We start from the raw sequence: 22,173 nt of genomic DNA, 5'->3' as shown, positions 1-22,173 counted from the left end.
TCGGGGCTTAATAAAAAAACAGCGTCATTTAACGCTGTTTTTTTTCACTGCATGAATCATCCAGACCAGATCACCGAGATGTTCATCCTGCTCCGGTGTCAGATTTTGCTGACGAGGCTCGGCAAAATAACGTTGCGGTTGTTGTACCTCAACCTGATTGAAACCGGCATCTTGAAAAAAGTGCTGTAATTCTTGGGGGGTTTTAAAATGAAAGGTAAATGCACTGCGTGACATGAATTTAAGCAGACGGCTACAGCTCCAAATAAAATTCGCCAATTTATTTTTGACGGGTTCCGGGTAAATGTCGCTAAGGTAATGCAAGGCTGGAAAATGTCGTGCATTCTCTGCAATACCTTGCAACAGAATACGCAACATGCGTTGATCAAAGTAATTAATCAGCCCCTCATTAATTACCACCAAAGGTTGGTCGGGATCAAACATCTGAAAGATACAGTCCAACTCTTCACTAAAAATATCTGCAGTGAGCACTTCGGGAGCCTGCTGATCAATCTGCTGCAAGGCTTGGGTCTTGATTCTGGCCATGTCGGGAAGATCCAGTTCGCGATAATCAATCTCGGGAAATTTTTGCCTGAAATTCCAGCTACGTGGAGACAAACCGCAGGCAATTTCAAGAATCTGAAGTTGTGGATGTTGCTCGATCAACTGACACAGATGTTCATCAATCATCTGATGACGCTGCTTGAGTGTGGTACGCATACTGCCACCCACAGAGCGTTCTGCCCATACTTCGAGTGGATGTAGCAGTGTGGCCAGAAACTTGCCTTTAGTCGTGGCAAAGACCGGATGTGAGATCCCCATTTGATACCAGATATAGCCGGTATAATGTGCTGTAAAAGAAATATGGCGATGCTGCGAAAGTGATTTTGGCATAGGGTTCTGACCTTATTGTTATTTTAGTTGGGTGCTACAGAAGTAACGCCTTTTAACATCATAATAAAAAAGGAACACTTTGTCGTGTTCCTTTATCATCTTGATTGGATTTAAAAAGTTTCAGCTAGTCTGCTGCTTGAATACCAGTATTTCATCACGAATCTTGCGCCATTCATCACCCAGATCCAGTTCAGTGCCAATTTGAATCGCTGGAATTTGACCGCGCATACGTTCTAAACGTTCCTGATTTGGCAACGGCAGGTCGGCAATGCCTTCCAGTGCAATACATTGTGCTGCACGATCATTACAGACCAGCCCCATATCACACCCGGCTTTCAGTGCGGCCTGAATTCGGGCATCGGCACCGCCTGCCACACAGGCGGCCTGCATGCTTAAATCATCCGAGAACAGAACGCCGTCAAAACCGAGTTGCTGACGCAAAACTTTCTGAATCCAGAATTCCGAGAATCCGGCCGGATTGGGATCTACCTGACTATAAATCACATGCGCTGGCATTAAAGCATCGAGTTGCGGCTGTAACTGGATAAAGGTCTGCATGTCTTTTTGCTGAATGTCTTCATAGCTGCGCATATCAATGGCTGCGGCAACATGTGAATCCGCTTTGACTGAACCATGACCCGGGAAATGTTTCCCAGTTGACGCCATTCCTGCACGTTTCATCCCTTTTAAAAATGCGCTGGCCAGTGGAATAATATCTGAAATATTTCTGGCAAAGCTTCGGTCACCAATCACATCACTGATGTCGTTTAAATCCAGCACCGGCGCAAAACTGAAATCAATCCCGACAGCCAGTACTTCAATCGCCATCAGCCAGCCGCATTTTTCGGCCAAATCTAAAGCACGCTGCGAATCATGAGCATACAGTTCGCCAAATTTCCCCATCGCAGGGAGCAGGGTAAAGCCCTGTCTTAAGCGCTGCACACGTCCACCTTCCTGATCGACTGCAATCAAAATATCAGGACGAATCTGGCGCATGTGATCGGTTAAGGCACGGACTTGAGCCGCAGATTCGATGTTACGTCCAAATAAAATGACTCCACCGACTTGCGGCGCACCGAATAGTTCAATATCTTCTTGAGTCAGGGTTGTGCCTGCGATGTCGAGCATCAATGCGCCAATCATATGCGGAATCCGTTTTAGAATTTTTCCGGGAAACAATACCTGATTTCTGCAATGATTTGCTACACTTTGTCAGCACAGAATATGATAAAACTACACGACATAAACATATTAAGTTGTTTAAGATGCTGAATACTTTAAATTCTGGTCGAAAAGCAACACGGTCACATTGGTCTCTAGGCCAAGGAAGTACGAATTATTTATGAAATTTCAAACGATAGCTTGCGCCGTTGCGATTGCGACAGGTGGCTTCTTTTTTACCCATGTCGTGAATGATGCGATTGCAGCCAATAGTGCAGAAGTGGTCAGCAAAGCCATTCAGCCATCTCAGGAACAGGCATTGGTATCACGTCAACTGGCGACGCTGGTGGATCGTCAGCACTATTTGAATATGCGTCTGGATGCCCAGACTTCGCAGCGTATTTTCGATTTCTATATCGATAGTCTGGATCCGGAACATAGCTTATTTCTGGCACCAGAAGTTGAAAATTACAAGAAACGTTATGGGGCCAATTTTGGTGCTCACCTGAAAGCTGGCAATTTGTCGGGTCCTTATGAAATCCATGCGCAATATCGTCAGCGCCTGACCCAGTTTTACACCTATATGTTGAATGAGCTGAAGAAACCACAGAATCTGAATCAGCCAAATGTCTATATCGAAACTGATCGTGAAAAAGCGCCATTCTTTAAAACTGAGGCTGAACAGCGCGCGCACTGGTCAAAAATGCTGGTGTCCCAGCTGATCAATCTGACCATCAGTAAAGAAGAAGAACAGGCCAAACAGAAAGCACTGAAGGCCAATCCAGAACTGGCCAATGGACAAGACCTTACCGGACCTGAAGATCTGACGCCTGCACAAACCTTGACCAAGCGTTATACCCGTCAGCTGGAACGTGTCAGCCGGATCAAGAGTGATGATGTGCTCGACAAGACCTTGAATGCGATGATGCTGACCTATGATCCGCATAGTAATTATTTCCCGCCTGTAGATGCGATGGAGCTGAATCGTCAGACCACTTTGCAGCTCGAAGGGGTCGGGGTCTCGATTCGTCCTGAACGTGGCAATGAAGATTACACCAAGATTGAAACCATTGTCGAAGGTGGTCCTGCGAGTAAATCCGGTCAGGTGAAATCGGGTGATCGCATCATTGGTGTAGCCCAGGATGGCGAACAGATGGTCGATGTGATTGGCTGGCCAAGCAATGAAATTGTCGGTCTGATTCGCGGCAAGCGTGGCACTAAAGTCACTCTACGTTTACTCGGTGCAGGCGCGACCATGGGGCAGGCACGTAACGTGACCATTACCCGTGATGTGATTCAGGAAGAAGATGCCGGTGTGCGTACGCGTGTTGTCGACATTCAGCGCGATGGCAAGAAATATCAATATGGTGTGATTGAAATCCCGTCGTTCTACCTGAACTATCGTGCACGTCGTGCCGGTACAGATTATCGTTCAGTCTCTGAAGATACCAATAAGGCTTTAAAAGAACTGGCGGCCAAAAATGTTGCCGGAATTATTGTCGATTTGCGTAATAACCCGGGTGGCTCACTGGAAGAGGTGGCACGTATGTTGGGGCAGGTGATTAAATCTGGCCCAGTGGTACAGATTCGTGATGGTAATGGCAATGTTAGCGTCTTTGAAGATGATGATGGCGGTACACAAACCTATGCGGGTCCTTTGGCAGTAATGATCAATCTGGCCTCTGCCTCGGCCAGCGAAATTTACTCCGCAGCGATTCAGGATTATGAACGCGGGATTGTGATCGGCAGTACCACCACTGGTAAGGGTACGGCGCAGGTGCAACTGGATAGCTTGGCCCATGGTCAGGCGACACTGACACAGCGTAAATTCTACCGGGTGACTGGTGGTAGTACCCAGAATAAAGGGGTTGTGCCAGACATTAAACTGGTCGATATTTATAACGAAGAATTTGGTGAGCGTAAGGCTAAAAATGCCTTGCAGTGGGATACCATTCCAACCGCACCGTTTAAACGTGAAGGTGCAGTACAGAAATATGTACCTGAATTGGCTAAACTTTCTCAGCAACGGGTCGTGCTGGATTCTCAGTTCAAGTATCTGGAACAGCGTAAGGCGGTGATGAAAAAAGCCGAGGAAGAAAAGCGTCAGGTACTGGACTTGCAACAGCGTAAAGCAGAGTTGATTGCCATGGAGCAAAAAACGCTGGAGGCAGAAAATACCCGCCGTATGGCTACAGGTCTTAAACCTTATCCGAACTGGGAAACTTATCAGGCTTCAATGGATGCACTGATTGAAACCCGTGCCAAAATGAAAGCCAAAGAGCGTCCGGCGCTTCCTGAAGAAGAAGCCTTTGTGATCGAAGCTGCGCATGTGTTGCTGGATTATGCTAAGTTACAGGCCAAACAGTAACTTTTAAGCATGTCCATTTAAGTATCTAAGGATCTAAAAAAATAGCCTGTTTCGACAGGCTATTTTTTTATGATATCCGGCTATTTAAAAATCAGAATAAATTTTTCACATGAATTGCTAGCTGTCTAAATAAAAAGAAAAAAATTGTGACGGTGGTCGAATAAATAAACTGGAAAAATAGATTTAAACATTTGCTAAAATTTTCAAGACTCATAAGATAGAAGTCATATTTTATGCTGATGCTCATCATGATTTCAGAATCTGTTCTCGACACTGAATTAAAGAAATATAAATTCTAATTTTATTTAAAACCAGAGGCTTTGCACAGCGACACATGTGCATTGATTGTCAACTTTACGATTCTGACGGCTTTAAACTTGAACAGGTGGAAATAGAAATACACGTGAGGGGAATAATAACAATGATGACCAATACGGAACATTTTATATGATCCCTATTCAGCATGATATCAGTCTGGTCATCGGGTCAACTCTCTTTGCTTTCGTCGCTGGCTATTTTTTGATGCCGATTCAAAAAATATGGTGGCGTGAGTCGCGAAGAAAATTTGCAACACTCATGCTATTTGTAACGGCCGCATTACTGGGGCTGTTGATCTGGTCGATCCATTTCATTGGGATGACAGCGATTCATTTAAGTCATGCCTATCATTTTGATTTCAGCTGGATGTTGCTCTCTTATTTGAGTGTCTTTACGGCTTCTATTTTTACCCTCTGGTTAATGATCCAAAGCATCTGGTCATTTTCCCGAGTGGCTCTCGCGATCGTGGTGATGAGTCTCGGGGTCTCAGCCATGCACTATACAAGTAGTCTTAGGGCCAACTTTGAGAGAACAGAGATTACGCCAATCACAGAATCTTCACATGCGACTTATGATCTGTGGTTCGCGGTTGTGTTAATCAGTGCTCTGTTACTGATTGCCATGATTCGTCTGGTTCTCTCGGAATTGCGCCTGGCATCTCGGAATCGCCAACTGCGATGGGCCAATAAAGAGCTCGAAAATCAAAATATCCAGGATAATCTCACCAAATTACCCAACCGTTTATACCTGGCTGAATACGCAGATATCTTGTTTTCCAAGCAACAACATCAGCAGGAAATTGCCTTTTTATATATTGATCTGGATCGTTTTAAGGCGGTGAATGATGTGTTTGGTCATCAGGTCGGAGACCAGTTGCTGATTCAACTGACTGCGCGTATTCATCAGTTATGGGGTGACCGTTCCAAGCTGCTCAGAATTGGCGGCGATGAGTTCCTGATGGTGCTGGAAAATACGTCCGTCAGCAAAGCTTCAGAAATGTCAGAGCAGATTCTAAATCTGATTCAGGACAGCTTCCTTATTGATGGCAAAACCATTAATATTTCGGGCAGTATTGGAATCGCGATGTATCCGGAGCATGGCAAGAATCTGCAAGATTTACTGGTGAATGCCGATGCAGCAATGCTCAGTTCTAAATATCAGGGCCGCAATACCTATTCAGTCTTTAATTTTTCTTCTGATCAGCATGAATCCAAGAGCCAGAGCAAACTGATTAATGATCTGTATAAAGCAGTTGAAGATCAGCAATTTGTACTGTTTTATCAGCCCAAATTTACCAGTGAGCGAAAAATTTGTGGGGTAGAAGCCCTGATTCGCTGGCAGCATCCGTTACATGGGTTGCTGGGTCCCAATATGTTTATTCATGGCGCTGAGAAAACTGGGCTTATTATTCAGATGGGCTATTGGGCACTGGAGCAGGCTTGCAAACAGATCCAACTCTGGGAAAAAAATAATACCGACTTTTTCCCGATTGCCGTGAATTTGTCTGCGGTGCAGTTTGAGCATAAGCATCTATTAGCTAATCTGCAAAACCTGTTTAAACGCTATAAGATCAATCCGCAGCATTTGATGATCGAGATTACTGAATCGACCGCCATGCATTATATCGATGCCAGTATTCGTACCCTTGAACAATTACGTAATATCGGCATCCAGCTGGCGATTGATGATTTTGGAACCGGACATTCCAGCTTTTTATATCTAAAAAATCTGCCCGTGGATGAACTGAAAATTGATAAAGAGTTTATTCAGGATCTTAGCGTCGGCTCTAAAGAAGAAATGATTCTGGAAAGCATTATTCGGCTGGCGATTAAACTGGGTTTAAAAGTAACGGCTGAAGGTATAGAAACCACGCTGCAAGCAGATATTTTGACTCGACTCGGTTGTCAGCAATTACAAGGTTATTTGCTGGCAAAGCCGATGCCAGTCGAGTCATTGGAAATACAGGATTTTCTGTCTTAATTTGAATTTTTATACGCTACTAATGCGGTACTAAAGAGTACGGTGGACCTATATTTAGCGTTATTCAGCAGGCCAGTTGAATGACACAAACTCCCATATTTAAGCTTCATAACCGTATTATTTCCGACTCAATCTGGGCTGAAAAATCCAGCAGTCAGCAAGTGTAGATCTTATAAATACTGTCATTTCCTTCAGCCGTGGGCATACTTATTGGCTTTAGAAATCTGCTACAATATTGCCAATTTTCATATTGATCGTTTTTGATCTTGAGCACTGCGGTTCTGCAGTAGGTATTTTCCATGAGTTTTAAAGATGAGTTAGCGGCGCAGGTCGCTCAGCGACGTACATTCGCCATTATTTCCCACCCCGATGCCGGTAAAACCACCATGACAGAAAAGCTGCTGTTATGGGGGCAGGCGATTCAGGTTGCAGGTATGGTGAAAAGCCGTAAGTCTGACCGGGCCGCTACATCAGACTGGATGGAAATGGAAAAAGAACGTGGCATCTCGATCACGACCTCGGTGATGCAGTTCCCGTTCAAAGACAAGATGATCAACCTGCTCGATACCCCGGGACATGAAGATTTCTCGGAAGATACCTATCGTACCTTAACCGCCGTTGACTCGGCATTAATGGTGATTGATGGTGCAAAAGGGGTAGAAGACCGGACCATTAAATTGATGGACGTGTGTCGTATGCGCGATACACCGATTATTTCTTTTGTTAACAAAATGGACCGTGAAATCCGTGAGCCACTCGAGCTTCTGGATGAAATCGAAAACGTTCTGAAAATTAAATGTGTTCCGATCACCTGGCCATTGGGTACGGGGCGTGATTTTGCCGGTGTATTTAATTTAATCGAAGAAAAATTCTACATTTACAAAACCGGTTTTGGTTCAACCATTCCTACAATCGAAATACGTGATGGTTATGACTATCCGGATCTTCGTGAGAAAGTTGGTGAGCTGGCGTGGGCTGCATTTGAAGAATCACTTGAACTGGTGCAAATGGCCAATGAGCCATTGGATCGTGAAGAATTTCTGGCAGGCCGTCAAACGCCGGTATTGTTCGGTACAGCCTTAGGTAACTTTGGGGTTGACCATGTGCTGGATGCCTTCAGTCAATATGCACCGCCGCCGAAGGCCCATCCTACTCAGGCTCGTGTTGTCGAAGCTGATGAAGAAGGCTTTAGCGGTTTTGTCTTTAAAATTCAGGCCAATATGGACCCGAAACATCGTGACCGTATTGCATTCATGCGAATTTGTTCAGGTAAATATGAAAAAGGCCTGAAAATGAAGCATGTACGTCTGGATAAAGATGTGCGGATTAGTGATGCCTTAACCTTCCTGGCCGGTGACCGCCAGCATCTGGAAGAAGCGTGGCCGGGCGATATTATCGGACTGCATAACCACGGCACCATTCAGATTGGTGATACCTTTACTTCAGGTGAAAAGCTACAGTTCACAGGTATTCCGCACTTTGCACCAGAAATGTTCCGCCGTGTACGCTTAAAAGATCCTTTGAAATCGAAACAGTTGCAAAAGGGCCTGAAAGAGTTGTCTGAAGAAGGTGCAACACAGGTATTTATGCCACAGCATAATAATGACCTGATCGTGGGTGCAGTGGGCGTACTTCAGTTTGAAGTGGTGGCGTATCGTTTGAAAGAAGAATATAAAGTTGACTGTGTTTACGAACCCGTGAACATCAATACTGTTCGTTGGGTGTCTTGTGATGACGAGAAAAAATTTAACGAATTTAAGAAAAAAGCCCACGACCAGTTGTCAGTCGATGGCGGTGGTCACTTGACTTATCTTGCGCCAAGCCGAGTGAATTTACAGCTCATGCAAGAACGTTATCCGGACATCGTGTTCCATAATACGCGCGAACACTAAACTTTCAGGCATTCAAATATCGTCTAAAAATATCAAACAGCTTCTCCGGAAGCTGTTTTGTTTTATGTTACATTTAAACTATTCATAACCTGATAGATTGTTTAAAAATGAAGTTCAGCAAGGAAGCCGCCCTCGGTGCTGTCATTGGTTTAACTCTTGTCCTGAGTGGCTGTGATAAAAGCGAAAAAGAACCGGAACTTGACCAGCCGGATGGAAAAACAACACCAGTTAAGCAAAGTGCCAGTATTTTGCCTTACCTGAATATTCAAGAACAACCGGCCAAGATCGCCTTGCCATTTTGTGAAATCAAAAACTGTATCAATGTCGATATCCAGACTTTATATACGGCTGATCCCTGGATGAATCACTGGATCGAAAAACAGCAGGCCAAGGTAATTCAGGATCAAATTGGCTTAAAACAGGATATGAGTTTACAACAGGCAATGAATGCCTATGTGAAAAAATCGGATGCCTGGCAGGCTCAACTCCAGCTCAATCAGGCTTATGAATTATCGCTGTATACCCGCATTCCCTATCAGCGTAATCAATATGTCTTGCTGCAAATTGGTATTGATAGTAAACAGGAAAATATCAGTGTGTATGAGCGCTATTATTTTTTTGTAGTCGATCGTCAACAGCAAAAAATGCTGACCCCACTGGATATTATCGATCCCAAACAACAGTTGTTAATGGATCAGATCATTCAAACCGCTTATGAAAAATGGTTAAAAGACAATAATCACGAGGTTCAGCAGCAAGCACCGAAAAAACTGTATTGGGGGCAGGCTGAGTGGTTCTTCGATCAGGAAGGGATTGGTCTGCATTATCGTAGTCATGACATTAGCAAAGATGCCAAACAACTGGATATCTATTTAACAAAAGAACAAACACAACAGGTCTTGAAAGCCGAAGTCTATCGGAATATGTTCTAAAGGTCGTAATCCTCTCAGGATTAATTACACGTTTTGAAAAGGGTAATGAATGCCAAAATATAAGAATATTTTTTGTCTATCGATACTGGCATCCGCAGTTTTACTGAGTGCATGTCAGCCGAAGAGCAATGAGCCGAAAGAGCCGACTTCTCCTGAAGTGGTACAAACCGAGCCAGAAGTCCTGAAACTTAGTGGTGATACCGAAAAACTCAAGCTGGTGATTCCAGAGTGTGAGGGTAAAAACTGTCCGGAAATTTCGATTGAACGCCTGAACAGTAATCAGCGCTTTATTGATGAATGGATCGATCAGCAGATTTTGCAACAGTTAAAAAATATCCTGTCTGTCGATGCGATTGAGCCGGCAAAAGCCACTGCTGCCAGTGAAGCCGAAGTGGCTGCTTCTGAACCAAAAACAGCCTTATCGACGGTCACTACACCAAAACAGCAGCTTGAGCAGCAAATTCAGCCCTCTATGCAGACCTTCTTGAATCTGGATAAGGAGCTCAAAGCACTGAGTGCCAGTCATAGCATTAGCCTGATGATTAAGCCCAAGATTCTGAATTCGGGTGATCCATTGGCGACTGTGGTACTAAACAGTAGCCATTATCTGGGAGGTGCGCACGGGGCATCTGCACAGCGCTATTATAATTTTGATCTTGAACAGCAAACACTGGTCAAGCTGGATGACATTATTGCAGAGAAGCAAAAAGCCAAACTTGAAGCACAGGCATATGAGGCTTTTAAAGTCTGGGTCATGGAGTCCAAGCTGGCAAAAGATGTCGCTGAATATGAACAGGCCTGGAAGTTCACACTGACCGATAATTTTTATCTGGCCAAAGAAGGTTTGATCTTACAATATGCCGAATATGAAATCGGACCTTATGTGGTGGGTTTGCCGCGCTTAATGATTCCTTATGCGCAGCTACAAGGCGTGCTAAAACCGCAATATCTGCCGCAAGCTGAAACAGCAGCCTCTGAGGCACAGCCAGCGTTAGCATCTAAAGCCGAATGAAGTTAAAACTGTTCGATACGCATACCCATTTTGATGTTCCCGATTTTGATCCTGATCGGGAACATCTGGCCTATGCGGCCAAAGCGGTAGGTGTGGAACATCTGGTTCTAATTGGCTTTTTGCAAAACCGCTTTCAGGATTTGTTAAAAACCCACCATTTTATCAACGGGTTGGAAAATGCACCGCATAGCCACTTGGCACCCGGCTTGCATCCGTTTTATATTGAACAGCATCAGGCTGAACATTTATATGATCTGGAGCAGCTACTTAGAAATGAACAATGCATTGCCATTGGTGAAATCGGTCTCGACACATTTTTAAAGCAGCATAAACAACCTGAAATTTTTCAAAAGCAGCAAGATTTTTTCGCTGCACAAATTGAACTGGCACAACAATTTGATAAGCCGATTTTGCTGCATATCCGTAAATCACATGCAGAAGTTTTACAAATTTTAAAACAGCATCAGTTTAAACAGGGTGGAATCGCACATGCCTTTGGCGGAGGTGTCGAGGAAGCCAAGGCTTTTGTCAAGTTGGGGTTTAAGCTTGGTGTTACTGGTCAGATTACCAATCCGAATGCCAGAAAACTGCATCAGGTGGTACAGGCAGTCGGTGCAGAACATCTGGTACTGGAAACCGATTGTCCGGATATGACGCCGTTATGTTGTCAATGTTCGACTGAGCATAGAACCCGAAATACCCCGGCAAATCTGCCCTATGTTCTGGAAGGTTTGGCACAAAGCTTAGGGCAAGATCAAGCCAAATTGGCACAGCAACTCTGGCAGAATACCCATCAGGTTTTGAATTTGGCCGATGAATAATGCCGGTTTTTATTGCCTGACTGTATCTGCTGTAATTGGGTATCTGTTAAAAAAAGATGCATTATGCAATTTCTAAAATGCCTCAGACTTGGCATCATGCATATATATTATTTTAGGTGAGATTCACATGGCACAAGGACTTTTGGCGGGTAAGCGCTTCTTGATCGCGGGTATTGCGAGTAAATTATCCATTGCTTTTGGTATTGCTCAGGCATTACATCGTGAAGGTGCTGAATTGGCTTTTACTTATCCAAATGAAAAGCTGAAAAAGCGGGTAGATGACTTTGCTGAACAGTTTGGTTCAAAACTGGTTTTTCCTTGTGATGTGGCGGTAGATGCTGATATTGATAATGCATTTGCTGAGCTGGCGAAACACTGGGATGGTCTGGATGGCGTAGTGCATTCTATCGGTTTCGCACCGGCGCATACTTTGGATGGCGACTTTACCGAAATCACAGACCGCGAAGGTTTCAATATTGCACATGACATCAGTGCCTATAGCTTTATCGCGATGGCACGTGCGGCAAAGCCTTTGCTACAAGTTCGTCAAGGCTGCCTGTTAACGCTAACTTATCAAGGTTCTGAGCGCGTAATGCCGAACTATAACGTGATGGGTATGGCCAAAGCCTCTTTAGAAGCCGGTGTTCGTTATTTAGCTTCGAGCTTGGGTCAGGAAGGTATTCGTGTCAATGCCATCTCTGCGGGTCCAATCCGTACTCTGGCTGCTTCAGGCATTAAATCATTCCGTAAAATGCTCGACTTAAATGAAAAAGTTGCGCCATTAAAACGTAATGTAACGATTGAAGATGTCGGCAATGCAGCATTATTCCTGTGCTCGCCATGGGCCAATGGCATTACCGGTGAAATCCTGTATGTCGATGCCGGTTTCAATACCGTGGGTATGAGCGCTGATTTAATGGCGGATGCGGAATAAAAGTCTATTCTCTGCCGTGGGAGGGAGAGTTCCTCCCTTTTTTAAAGGAAGGTTAGGAGGGATTATTTTTCTTTAATCTCGCTAAACCCTTTCTTAAAAAAAAGAGTGAATGAGCAAAATCCCCTCATTCCCCCTTTGATAAAGGGGGAGTTCACTCAAGGCCATAAAAAAGACCGCATAAGCGGTCTTTTTTAGATTTGCAGGACAGCGATTAAGCCTGACCATCTACAGCGGCAGTTTGTGCACGTTGCATATTGGCTTCAAATTCAGCATCGAAGTTGATTGGGGTAAGCAGCAACTGTGGGAAGCTACCTTTAGTCACCATATCATTCACTGCTTCACGCAGGAACGGGAACAGAATGTTCGGGCAGTATGCGCCCAGGATGTATGGAAGACGCTCTTCTTCAACGCCATCTACCAAGAAGATACCGGCTTGAGTCACGTCGACGATAAAAGCAGTATCACCTTCATTGGTCGCTTGAACAACGACTTTTAAAGCCACTTCAAAATGAGTCTCATCAATTTTTTCTGCAGAAGAAGAAAGATTGATGTTGAGCTCAGGTTGCCATTGCTTGGTAAAAACTTGTGCCCCAGGAACCTCAAAAGAAATATCTTTGGTGTAAATACGCTCTAATGCCAATTGTGGTTGAGCTTGTTGTTCTTCACTCATTCTTTGATCCTTAATATAAAGTGATGATTTTAGTAGAATTAAGCCAGTAATTCATCAAGTTTGCCTTCACGCTCTAAAGCATAAAGCTGGTCGAAACCACCGATGAATTGATCCTTAATAAAAATTTGTGGCACAGTGCGGTGATTGGTACGCTGCATCAATTCAAGACGTACTTCAGGTGCTTCTTGAGATAGATTAATTTCTTTATATGCGACACCTTTACGCTCAAGCAACTGTTTTGCACGCACGCAATAAGGACACACAGTCGTTGAATAAACAATAACGTCAGCCATGATCAATCTCCTGTTCGTGGATTATTTGCTTTTCACCAAAGGTAAACCTTGGGCTTTCCAGTTGCTGATGCCGCCATCAAGACGGTATGCATCGGCATGACCCACTTGTTGTAGCGCAGTACCAGCCACCTGTCCAAGGTTGCAAATGAACACCAAAGGGCGATCAGATGCTTTCAGCTCTTCAACATGCTTTGTAATCTGGCTATATGGAATGTTACGGCTGCCGCTGATATGACCTTCACGGAAGTCTTTGGCATCCCGTAAATCAATCAGCATGGCATTTTTTGCTTTGACTAAAATTCCCAGCGACTGCGGAGAAATTTTACGACCGTTACGTTGACCTTCGATAATGAAGAACAAAACTACCAATACCGCGAGTGTTCCAAATAAGAAGGGGTGATTCCCCATAAACTCGAACCAACGTTCCACAATTCACCTAATTACAATTTTAAAATTGCCAAGAGTATAGCTCATAAATATGGTGATCAAAATCACCGCTTCAAGGGTTGAGGCACAAGAAAATTAATTTTTTTGCTGTGCTTCAGTGATTTCATCGATTAAACGCAAATAGCTGTCCAGTCGGCGCGGTAAAATTTCACCCGCACTCGCGGCCTGACGTAAAGCACATTGTTTTTCATGCTTATGCGTGCAGTTCCGGAACTGACAGTGTCCGAGCAGGTTTTCAATTTCAGGAAAACCGATTTGTACCTTATCTAAAGGCAGATGCCACAGGCCAAATTCACGAATTCCCGGAGAGTCGATCAGGGCAGCACCTTCACCAAAACCGATCAAACGGGTTGAGGTGGTGGTGTGCTGACCGAGTGCCGAGTTTTCCGAAATAATATTGGTTTTCTGGGCTGCATCTGGCACGATCGCATTGATCAGCGTACTTTTACCGACACCCGATTGACCGACAAAAGCCACCGTTTCATTTTCCAGACGATTGGACAATACAGTCAGATCACCATCGGACTGGGTTTGCATTACTTCATAACCGAGGTCTTGATATTCTTGTAGCAGAGTCAGAATTGGATCGTTCTCTTTTAACAAATCGGCTTTGTTCATCACTAGAAGCGCAGGAATATCGGCATCGGCACAGGCCACCAGATAACGGTCGATCAGGCCCGGTGCTGGCTCAGGCAATGGTGCAAACACAATCACAATCAGTGAAATATTGGCCGCTACCGGTTTAACCTTGTGATAGCGGTCAGGACGGGTCAATAAGGATTTACGTGGATGAATCGCCGTAATAATTCCTAAACCGGTATTCGGATCGGCTTGCCATTTAACCCGGTCACCCGTGACCAGTAAATCCAGATTGGTTCGGGTATGACAGCGCCAGACGCTGCCTAGTTCAATTTCTTTCCAGAAAGGTTCAGGCTCACCATCGGCGACCACAGGTTTTTCAGGGTGAATGTCAGGAGTAGACAAAGCTTGCACTTCAAGTTGGCGGCCGTAGTGTTGCACTACCAAACCTTCCAGATCACTGGAGGTATCGAGATCTTCTTGACGTGTTTTCTGTTGTTTCTGAATGCGGCGCTGTTGTTGCTCTGTCAGACGACGCTTACGTATTAAGGCCATTCATATCCTAAAAAACCGGGTAAATCAGATGGCAAAAATAGCATGAAGCAGCCCCCGAATGACACCCAAGATGTAATTAATTTGCTACTATAGTTGTTTTTAAACCCAATAAGATTGCACATTTATGAGCAGCACCGCTGATACCCGCCTGATTTGGATTGACCTTGAAATGACAGGTCTAGACACAGACAATGACCAAATTATTGAAATTGCGACGATTGTAACCGATGACAATTTGAATATTCTGGCAGAAGGTCCTGTGCTTGCGGTGCATCAGCCTGCACGTCTGTTAAATGCCATGGATGAGTGGAACACTCGTCAACATGGTCAATCGGGTCTGATTGAACGGGTGCGTCGCAGTAAACTGACGGCTCAGGATGCAGAACAGCAAACCATTGAATTCCTGAAAAAATGGGTCAATCCAAAGTCATCCCCGATGTGTGGCAACTCGATCTGTCAGGATCGCCGTTTCTTGCATCGCCTGATGCCTGAGCTGGAGCAGTATTTCCATTACCGTAATCTGGATGTATCTTCAGTGAAAGAGCTGGCAAAACGCTGGCGTCCAGAAATTATGAGTGGTCTCAAGAAAAATGCTTCGCATCTGGCGATGGATGACATTCGTGATTCAATTGCCGAACTGAAATACTATCGTCAATATTTCTTTATCATGAATAAAGACTAAGTTTAGATGGATTGAAAGAGGCGCAAGCCTCTTTTTTTATGAGATTGATGCTTTTTTCTTTTGATATAAACTCTCAATCAGTTCAAATATCACCCAGGATATCAGTACCAAAATCAGATGGGTCTGGGTTTCATGGCGATCTAGGATCACATATCCGAATAGGCCTAAAATCAGCAAACGAATAAAAATACTCAGCGCATAGTTTTTCTGTTTTTGGCTACTGTAAAAATAAAAATGTAGAGTGATCAGGATAAAATTGAGAGCCAAAAGAGCATTGATCAGCACAGTGTTTGACTCCCATATTTAAAGTTTTATGTATGAATTTTATCCAATTATAAATGTTCCTGAATTTATCTTTCTGATTTTGCTGATAGATTTTGTATCAAAATTTTAGAAGCAGTAAAAAAATGCTGACTTTGCTAAAATAAGCCGTGATTTAACAGCTATTGATGACTTATGACTGAACTGCTTCAAGACGATGAATATGAGCGCCGCTTTGCGGGTGTTGCCAAAATTTATGGAGAAGACAGCTTCAGTCATTATGAAAAAAGTCATGTGATGGTGATTGGCATCGGTGGTGTCGGTTCTTGGGCAGTAGAAGCGCTGGCACGTAGCGGTGTGGGCGAGCTGAGTTTGGTCGATATGGATGTGGTGGCGGCATCCAATATTAATCGTCAATTGCCTGCCATGAGCACGACCTTGGGCCATGAAAAAATTGCAGTGATGGCCGAGCGTTGTCATGCCATTAATCCACGGATCAAGATCAATCTGATTGATGACTATCTGACGCCGGAAAATATCAAAGAAATTTTAGCAGGTAATCCTGATTTAATTCTCGACTGTATTGATGATGTGAAGGCCAAATTTGCCTTGATGCTGCATTGTCGCTTTAACAAGATTCCCTTGATTGTGTCGGGCGGGGCAGGCGGTAAACTGGATCCCCTGAAAATTCGGGTCGCAGACTTATCTAAAACCGAACAGGATCCGATGCTGGCCAAATTGCGTGCCCAGTTACGCGGCAAAGGTATTTGTAAAAAACCTAAAGAAAAATTCGGCATTACCTGTGTCTATTCAATCGATAATCCGTTCTCGAGTGCCGATGTCTGTGCCAGTGCCGGCTTGCGCTGTGGTGGTTATGGCTCTGCCGTGGTGGTGACATCAAGCTTTGCCATGGTCGCTGTGGCAGAAGGCTTGAAGAAGCTGGATAGTAAAAGAGCAAAAGCCTGATTTACAAAATAAAAAGCACAAGATATGTGCTTTTTTTGAGACGGCGTTTAGAATGAAAGGATTCATTTGCAGAACAAAAATAATGTTTTGGAGCAGTTATGTGGTTCTTGCTGGTATTGATTTTGGGGATAGGGGCTTTGGGAATCTGGATGTGGAAACGTCCGGATCCGGTGAAACGTGATCAGGCCAAAGCTGTGCAGCATGATCTATGGATTGAGCAGCTTGATGCACAGCTCAAGCATGCGGCGCGCTTGAGTTCAGATCCTGAACATCCGAATTATGCACGCGCCTATCAGATTTACCAGAATCTTGCCCAGCAACAGGAAATTCCACAGGCTTATGTCGGCATGGGGCTGATGCATTTGCAGGGTCTGGGACATGCGCAAAATACGGAAACAGCCATCAGTTATCTCGATAAAGCCTTTCATCTGGGCAGTGATGACGCAGCTTATCATCTAGGGCAGATTCATGAGGAGCAACGCTATCAAATGGCTGACCCGGAAAAAGCGCTGTACTGGTACCGACATGCCGTAGCCCGTGGCAATCTGGATGCCCAGTACCGCATCACTGAACTTTCTTCCACTACAGAAACAAATCCAGAAGAGAAGAACGCTGAACAGCAGCGCTTGGCCTTACTCATTCAAAATGCCGGGCAGGGACATAGCAATTCGCAGTATCAACTGGCGCAGTATTATTTAACAGATTCAGCGGCTCAAGATTTGGTTCAGGGAATTCATTATCTGTTTTTAGCTGCGCAGCAAGATCATCTGGCTGCCAATCAGCAGATCGCCGATGATTATGCGCGTGGACAGAGGCTGCCCCAAGACCAGACTCAAGCCCTGCAATTTATTAAACGCTGTATCAGTCTTGGTGATCAAAAAGGTCTCTATGATTATTATGCTGGCGTACTGCAAGGCCGTATCGATACCGACCAGCGTCAGCGCGTGTTCCAGCATTTGATGCAGCAGTCCAAAGAACATGCCGATGCGCATTCCAAGACTTTAATTGGACTGGCTTATTTTCATGGCTGGTATGTCGATAAAAATGAAACCATGGCGTTTCGTTACTGGTCTGAAGCTGCCAATACTCAGCATCCGCCCGCTTTATGCATGATTGCCGCGCTGTATTTTGAACAGCATCTAGTGGCTTATGAGCCGCAAAAGGCATTTGAATTATATCAGGCAGCATTTCAGCTCAGTTCCGATGATGCTTATGCACAAATGGGTCTGGCACTGTGTTATTTAAATGGCATCGGTACTGTAAAAGACACAGCCAAAGCCACCAGCATGATTCAGGCAGTGGCCCAGCAATACTGGCAGATCGAGGCTCAGTCTGAGGCAGATTTAATTTATGTGGTCGGGCGTTTTTATAGTCTGGCGGAATATCCATTGCCGACACGCGACAAAGCCATTCAATATCTGAATCAGGCGGTCGCGAAAGGCTCCAAGGAAGCAGCCTGGTTCCTGTATCAGGCTCTGTCAGGTCTTTATCCGGTCTTTATCCTTAATCCAGAGCAGGCCAATCGTTATCTGCATCAGGCTGCACAACTGGGACATGCACAGGCACAGGCAGAATTGGGCTTGGAGTATCTTAAAGGAAAACAGATTGCGCAGGATATTGCCTTAGGTTTGAGCTATCTGCAAAAAGCGGCTGCTCAGCAGAATAGTGTGGCACTGAATGCGCTGGGGGAAGCGTTTGAAAATGGCATAGGCACTGAGGCAAATATCGAACAGGCGGTACAGTATTACCGTCAGGCGGCAGCGCAGGTCAATGCCGATGCTTATAGTCATCTGGGACGTTTATATACCAAGGGAATTGGGGTGGAACGCGATATTGGAGTCGCGCGGGACTGGCTGGAAAAAGGCAGTTTGCTCGGGCATGAGCGATCAACTGAATTATTGAAAAATGTGCATGCCTATTTGCAAATGAAGTAATTTTTATTGACATCACGCAATATAAAAAACCGCTGTTAGACAGCGGTTTTTTTTATGGTTCAAGCTTTGTTTAAGGTAATTGCTGGATTGGACTACCACCTAATGCCTGCATTAAAGTCACATAGGCATTGTACTGGTTCTGTCGGGTTTGTACCAAAGACAGCCGTGCATTCCGTGTGGTTTCCTGCGCATCTAGCAGGTTCTTTAACGCCACCGCGCCATTACGATAACGTACTTCAGTCAGGCGTTCGGTACGTTCAGCCAGTTCGACATTACGTTGCTGCAAAGTGACTTGCTTACTGATTTCAGTCCGGTTCGACAAGGCATTTTCCACATCGGCGAAGGCTTCATACATGGTCTGGCGATATTGCATAATCGCTTTTTCATATTCTAGCTCATTGACTTGCAGATCACGTTTCATGTCATTCCATTGCAGGAAGGGCAAGGTCAGACCCGCACCTAAAGTCGCCACCGGATTCTTCAACGCATTTGAAAGCGAGGTACTGCTGCCAATACCTGTAGTCAAATTCCCAGTCAGACTGATTGAAGGATAATAACTGGCTTTGTTGGCATCCTTATTGGCCAGCGCTTTACGCAAACGTAGTTCAGTCGCTTGGAGGTCGGGACGACGGGACAATAAACTCGCGGGTAAGTCGGCCTGAATACTCGGTAATTGAATATTCGGTAAACGGCTTGGCTCCTGAATAGAAAGCTGTTGTACTGGCATATGCAGCAATACTGCGAGGCCGGTACGCGTTTCCACCCGTTGCTGCTCAATCTGGCTTAAGGTGGCTTGCTGGCTTTGAATCGCCTGTTCGGCCTGGGTTAAATCCAGACCGGACACCGCACCGGCACGATATTGTACCTGCACCAGATCATAGGTTTTTTGCGCTGTTGCCAGATTTTGCTGTACCACGCTATAACGCTCGTTTAAATAAGCCAATTGCCAGTAAAGCTGTGCCGTGGTGCCAATCAGGCTCTGCGCCGTCGCCTGTAAGTCCTGTGCAGATGCCAAGGCTTCCCAGCGCGCCGCTTCAGTCTGATTGGCCAGTTTGCCAAACAGATCCAGTTCATAGCTTAAGCCCGGATAGCCCAGTGAAAGACCCGTCGAAGCATTGCTGCCACCCTCCAGATCAAAACGCTGACCCGTTGAAATTCGTGCATCACCGACACGGACGCCTTGCTGGCTTTGTGCCTGTCTGGCCTGAATGCGCGCCTGCTGTAAACTGATGCCAGCCACCGCCAGATCTGTATTCTGCGCCAGCACTTGATCGACCAGACTGTTCAATTGCGGATCTTTAAATAAGGTCCACCATTGATCTGCCAGAATGTCGGCATGGATCTGCTGACTTAAAACCTTATTATTTTGAAAGTTGCCCGGCATATTGATCGCAGGCTGCTCATAAGGTGTTTTTACCACTGCCGCACAACCGGTCAGCGAGCTTCCCAGCAACAGGGCACTGGCAAGCTTGGTTAAATTCATTTGCATATCAGGTTCCTTATTCGCGAGAAAGCGCATCGACTGGATTCAGACGAGCGGCATTACGTGCCGGGATAAAGCCAAACACAATTCCAATCAGGCTTGAGCAGACAAAGGCAGCCACAATCGAAGTGGTTGAATAGGCCATCTGGAAAGTACCGCCGGCAAAGTGTGTAATTAGCTGGCCAATCCCGAGCGAGAGCAGCACACCCAAAATACCGCCTAAAATACACACCAGCACTGCTTCAATCAGGAATTGCTGCAAAATATCACTTTGACGTGCACCTACTGCCATACGTACCCCAATTTCCTGAGTACGTTCAGTCACGGACACCAGCATGATATTCATCACCCCGATCCCGCCGACCACCAGTGAAATCACAGCAATCGCCGAAATTAAAAGCGTCATAGTCGCTGTGGTCTGCTGAATGGTTTCACGAATACTGTCGGCATTCTGGGTAAACACATCCTGCGCGCCATGGCGCTGTACCAACAGGTTTAAAATTGCATTTTCAGCCGCCGCACTTGGATATTCATCCTTAATCCGCACAATGATGCTGCGAACGTTAGATTGCCCCAGCATACGGCTCATCACGGTGGAATAAGGCAGATAGACATTCAGGCTGTCATTATTGCCCATCATGCCTTTTTGCGCGTCGATCACCCCGATAATTCGGCTCGGTACGCTTCCGAGTAAAATCACCTGACCCACCGGATTGGTGCCATCCTTAAAGAAGGTATTTTTGGTATTGGTGTCAATGACGACATCTTGCGCCTGTTGCATGACGCTACTGCGATCAAAGGGCTGACCGGACTGGAAGGTCATACCACGCACGTAGAAGAAATCTTCACTGACGCCGTTGACCGTGGTTGAAGCTTCGATTTCTTTATAACGGCCGGTGACACTGCTATTCACCGACGGACTGACGCCATCGACATACGGTTGTTCAGCCAGTGCATCGGCATCGGCCGGAATCAGGGTTTTAGACTGTGAAGATCTGGAATTGTCCCCAAAGCCTCGACCCTGAAATACGGTAATGGTATTGGTGCCCAGACTACTGATATTTTCCAGAATCTGTTTTTGTGAGCCATTGCCCAGCGCGACCACCGAGACCACCGAAGCGATACCGATAATGATTCCGAGCATGGTCAGGAAAGTCCGCATGCGATGTGCATTCATGGCCAGCAAGGCCATACGAAAGGCTTCACCTAGACGGTCAACTGCAGAACGCCATGAAGAAATCTTCTTTTGTTCACTGCGGATTAGCGGCTGTTTTTCCAGATGCTCTTCGACTTCAGGAACATTGGGTTGGTCGGAAATGATATTGCCGTCTGAAATCTCGATAATACGCGTCGCATTTTTCGCTACATTATGATCATGCGTGACCAGAATGATGGTATGACCTTTGGCATTCAGTTCACGCAAAATACGCATCACTTCAATACCGCTGTTCTTATCCAATGCACCTGTCGGTTCATCGGCCAAAATCACGTCACCGCCATTCATCAGCGCACGGGCAATCGAAACCCGTTGCTGCTGACCACCAGAGAGCTGACTCGGACGGTTCAGGGTTTTTTCACCCAGCCCCAGATCAGTCAGAATCTTGACGGCTCGTGCATGCCGTTCAGATGAATCTGCACCAGCATAAATCGCAGGAACTTCGACATTGCCTGCTGCGTTTAAATCGCCCAGTAAATGATAACGCTGAAAAATAAAGCCGAAATATTCACGGCGTAATTGCGCGAGTTCATCCGCTTCCAGTTCGCGGGTTTCACGGCCTTTGACCTTGTAGCTACCGGTAGTTGGTTTGTCCAGACAACCCAGAATGTTCATCAGGGTTGATTTACCCGAACCGGACTGGCCGACAATCGCCACCAGTTCACCTGGATAAATCTCCAGATTCACCCCTTTTAAAATCTGGACCGTGCTTTCACCCGCAGGGAATTCACGAACCAGATTTTTCACCTCGAGGAGAGGCTGTTGTTGTGAATTCATG

At 45.4% G+C, this 22,173-nt stretch carries 18 protein-coding genes; 10 read left to right on the top strand and 8 right to left on the bottom strand.

Going from position 1 to position 22,173, the window contains the following annotated elements; translation table 11 throughout:
- Positions 1-24: 24 nt before the first annotated feature.
- Together FTV48_RS00325 and nagZ are read right to left on the bottom strand one after the other, a co-directional pair.
- Positions 25-891, bottom strand: a complete 867-nt coding sequence (locus FTV48_RS00325; RefSeq protein ID WP_005172745.1) for a class I SAM-dependent methyltransferase — start codon at positions 889-891, stop codon at positions 25-27.
- A gap of 120 nt (positions 892-1,011) precedes the next feature.
- Complete coding sequence (gene nagZ, locus FTV48_RS00320; protein WP_005172743.1) at positions 1,012-2,034, bottom strand: beta-N-acetylhexosaminidase; 1,023 nt, start codon at positions 2,032-2,034, stop codon at positions 1,012-1,014.
- A 199-nt stretch (positions 2,035-2,233) separates the two neighbouring features.
- On the opposite strand from nagZ, the gene FTV48_RS00315 reads away from it, so the two are divergent.
- The 7 genes from FTV48_RS00315 (at position 2,234) to FTV48_RS00285 (ending at position 12,309) form a co-directional block, all read left to right on the top strand.
- Positions 2,234-4,420 carry a carboxy terminal-processing peptidase gene (locus tag FTV48_RS00315; RefSeq protein WP_179999063.1) on the top strand — a complete coding sequence of 729 codons (2,187 nt, stop codon included), beginning with the start codon at positions 2,234-2,236 and terminating at the stop codon, positions 4,418-4,420.
- Positions 4,421-4,867: 447 nt separating this feature from the next.
- Positions 4,868-6,718, top strand: a complete 1,851-nt coding sequence (locus FTV48_RS00310) for a bifunctional diguanylate cyclase/phosphodiesterase (protein WP_179999062.1) — start codon at positions 4,868-4,870, stop codon at positions 6,716-6,718.
- A gap of 299 nt (positions 6,719-7,017) precedes the next feature.
- Positions 7,018-8,610 (top strand): peptide chain release factor 3, encoded by a 1,593-nt coding sequence (locus FTV48_RS00305; RefSeq protein ID WP_005095608.1) that lies wholly within the window; start codon positions 7,018-7,020, stop codon positions 8,608-8,610.
- Positions 8,611-8,717: 107 nt separating this feature from the next.
- A complete protein-coding gene (locus FTV48_RS00300; protein ID WP_005095610.1) occupies positions 8,718-9,542 on the top strand; it encodes a hypothetical protein in 825 nt (274 codons plus the stop codon).
- Between the two features lie 49 nt (positions 9,543-9,591).
- Entirely contained in the window at positions 9,592-10,554 is a 963-nt protein-coding gene (locus FTV48_RS00295) for an RsiV family protein (RefSeq protein ID WP_100357525.1), read from the top strand.
- Entirely contained in the window at positions 10,551-11,375 is an 825-nt protein-coding gene (locus tag FTV48_RS00290; RefSeq protein WP_005172732.1) for a TatD family hydrolase, read from the top strand. The genes FTV48_RS00295 and FTV48_RS00290 overlap by 4 nt, the downstream gene beginning before the upstream one ends.
- A 127-nt stretch (positions 11,376-11,502) precedes the next feature.
- The gene (locus FTV48_RS00285) at positions 11,503-12,309 is read left to right on the top strand and encodes an enoyl-ACP reductase (RefSeq protein WP_005095616.1); all 807 of its coding nucleotides are present in this window, start codon (positions 11,503-11,505) and stop codon (positions 12,307-12,309) included.
- Positions 12,310-12,520: 211 nt separating this feature from the next.
- Here FTV48_RS00285 and secB read toward each other — a convergent pair whose 3' ends face one another.
- The 4 genes from secB to rsgA form a co-directional block, all read right to left on the bottom strand.
- On the bottom strand, positions 12,521-12,979 hold the full coding sequence (secB, locus tag FTV48_RS00280; RefSeq protein ID WP_004278389.1) for a protein-export chaperone SecB: 459 nt from the start codon (positions 12,977-12,979) through the stop codon (positions 12,521-12,523).
- Positions 12,980-13,017: 38 nt separating this feature from the next.
- On the bottom strand, positions 13,018-13,275 hold the full coding sequence (gene grxC / locus FTV48_RS00275) for a glutaredoxin 3 (protein ID WP_100329331.1): 258 nt from the start codon (positions 13,273-13,275) through the stop codon (positions 13,018-13,020).
- Positions 13,276-13,293: 18 nt separating this feature from the next.
- The gene (locus FTV48_RS00270) at positions 13,294-13,701 is read right to left on the bottom strand and encodes a rhodanese-like domain-containing protein (RefSeq protein ID WP_005095619.1); all 408 of its coding nucleotides are present in this window, start codon (positions 13,699-13,701) and stop codon (positions 13,294-13,296) included.
- A gap of 93 nt (positions 13,702-13,794) precedes the next feature.
- A complete protein-coding gene (gene rsgA, locus FTV48_RS00265; RefSeq protein WP_005095621.1) occupies positions 13,795-14,853 on the bottom strand; it encodes a ribosome small subunit-dependent GTPase A in 1,059 nt (352 codons plus the stop codon).
- 124 nt (positions 14,854-14,977) lie between these two features.
- Here rsgA and orn point away from each other — a divergent pair, with 124 nt between their 5' ends.
- The 3 genes from orn to FTV48_RS00250 all read left to right on the top strand — a co-directional run bounded on the left by orn (position 14,978) and on the right by FTV48_RS00250 (position 18,696).
- The gene (gene orn, locus FTV48_RS00260) at positions 14,978-15,535 is read left to right on the top strand and encodes an oligoribonuclease (protein WP_004278381.1); all 558 of its coding nucleotides are present in this window, start codon (positions 14,978-14,980) and stop codon (positions 15,533-15,535) included.
- A 456-nt stretch (positions 15,536-15,991) separates the two neighbouring features.
- Positions 15,992-16,762 carry a ThiF family adenylyltransferase gene (locus tag FTV48_RS00255; protein WP_005172727.1) on the top strand — a complete coding sequence of 257 codons (771 nt, stop codon included), beginning with the start codon at positions 15,992-15,994 and terminating at the stop codon, positions 16,760-16,762.
- Positions 16,763-16,860: 98 nt separating this feature from the next.
- Positions 16,861-18,696, top strand: coding sequence for a tetratricopeptide repeat protein (locus FTV48_RS00250; RefSeq protein ID WP_179999060.1), 1,836 nt, complete (start codon positions 16,861-16,863; stop codon positions 18,694-18,696).
- Positions 18,697-18,766: 70 nt separating this feature from the next.
- On the opposite strand, the gene FTV48_RS00245 is transcribed toward FTV48_RS00250, so the two are convergent.
- Both FTV48_RS00245 and FTV48_RS00240 read right to left on the bottom strand, forming a co-directional pair.
- Entirely contained in the window at positions 18,767-20,185 is a 1,419-nt protein-coding gene (locus FTV48_RS00245; protein ID WP_159516231.1) for an efflux transporter outer membrane subunit, read from the bottom strand.
- A gap of 10 nt (positions 20,186-20,195) precedes the next feature.
- Positions 20,196-22,172, bottom strand: a complete 1,977-nt coding sequence (locus FTV48_RS00240; RefSeq protein WP_004647445.1) for a MacB family efflux pump subunit — start codon at positions 22,170-22,172, stop codon at positions 20,196-20,198.
- Position 22,173 lies beyond the last annotated feature (1 nt).

Origin of the sequence: Acinetobacter sp. YH18001 (assembly GCF_013416975.1) — a bacterium.
Classification (GTDB): domain Bacteria; phylum Pseudomonadota; class Gammaproteobacteria; order Pseudomonadales; family Moraxellaceae; genus Acinetobacter; species Acinetobacter pseudolwoffii.
This window is presented reverse-complemented; position numbering and strand designations above follow the sequence as displayed.

Coding starts and splice junctions, on each gene's coding strand:
- FTV48_RS00325 (WP_005172745.1), bottom strand. CDS start 891: ATGCCAAAATCACTTTCGCAGCATCGCCATATTTCTTTTACAGCACAT.
- nagZ (WP_005172743.1), bottom strand. CDS start 2,034: ATGATTGGCGCATTGATGCTCGACATCGCAGGCACAACCCTGACTCAA.
- FTV48_RS00315 (WP_179999063.1), top strand. CDS start 2,234: ATGAAATTTCAAACGATAGCTTGCGCCGTTGCGATTGCGACAGGTGGC.
- FTV48_RS00310 (WP_179999062.1), top strand. CDS start 4,868: ATGATCCCTATTCAGCATGATATCAGTCTGGTCATCGGGTCAACTCTC.
- FTV48_RS00305 (WP_005095608.1), top strand. CDS start 7,018: ATGAGTTTTAAAGATGAGTTAGCGGCGCAGGTCGCTCAGCGACGTACA.
- FTV48_RS00300 (WP_005095610.1), top strand. CDS start 8,718: ATGAAGTTCAGCAAGGAAGCCGCCCTCGGTGCTGTCATTGGTTTAACT.
- FTV48_RS00295 (WP_100357525.1), top strand. CDS start 9,592: ATGCCAAAATATAAGAATATTTTTTGTCTATCGATACTGGCATCCGCA.
- FTV48_RS00290 (WP_005172732.1), top strand. CDS start 10,551: ATGAAGTTAAAACTGTTCGATACGCATACCCATTTTGATGTTCCCGAT.
- FTV48_RS00285 (WP_005095616.1), top strand. CDS start 11,503: ATGGCACAAGGACTTTTGGCGGGTAAGCGCTTCTTGATCGCGGGTATT.
- secB (WP_004278389.1), bottom strand. CDS start 12,979: ATGAGTGAAGAACAACAAGCTCAACCACAATTGGCATTAGAGCGTATT.
- rsgA (WP_005095621.1), bottom strand. CDS start 14,853: ATGGCCTTAATACGTAAGCGTCGTCTGACAGAGCAACAACAGCGCCGC.
- orn (WP_004278381.1), top strand. CDS start 14,978: ATGAGCAGCACCGCTGATACCCGCCTGATTTGGATTGACCTTGAAATG.
- FTV48_RS00255 (WP_005172727.1), top strand. CDS start 15,992: ATGACTGAACTGCTTCAAGACGATGAATATGAGCGCCGCTTTGCGGGT.
- FTV48_RS00250 (WP_179999060.1), top strand. CDS start 16,861: ATGTGGTTCTTGCTGGTATTGATTTTGGGGATAGGGGCTTTGGGAATC.
- FTV48_RS00245 (WP_159516231.1), bottom strand. CDS start 20,185: ATGCAAATGAATTTAACCAAGCTTGCCAGTGCCCTGTTGCTGGGAAGC.
- FTV48_RS00240 (WP_004647445.1), bottom strand. CDS start 22,172: ATGAATTCACAACAACAGCCTCTCCTCGAGGTGAAAAATCTGGTTCGT.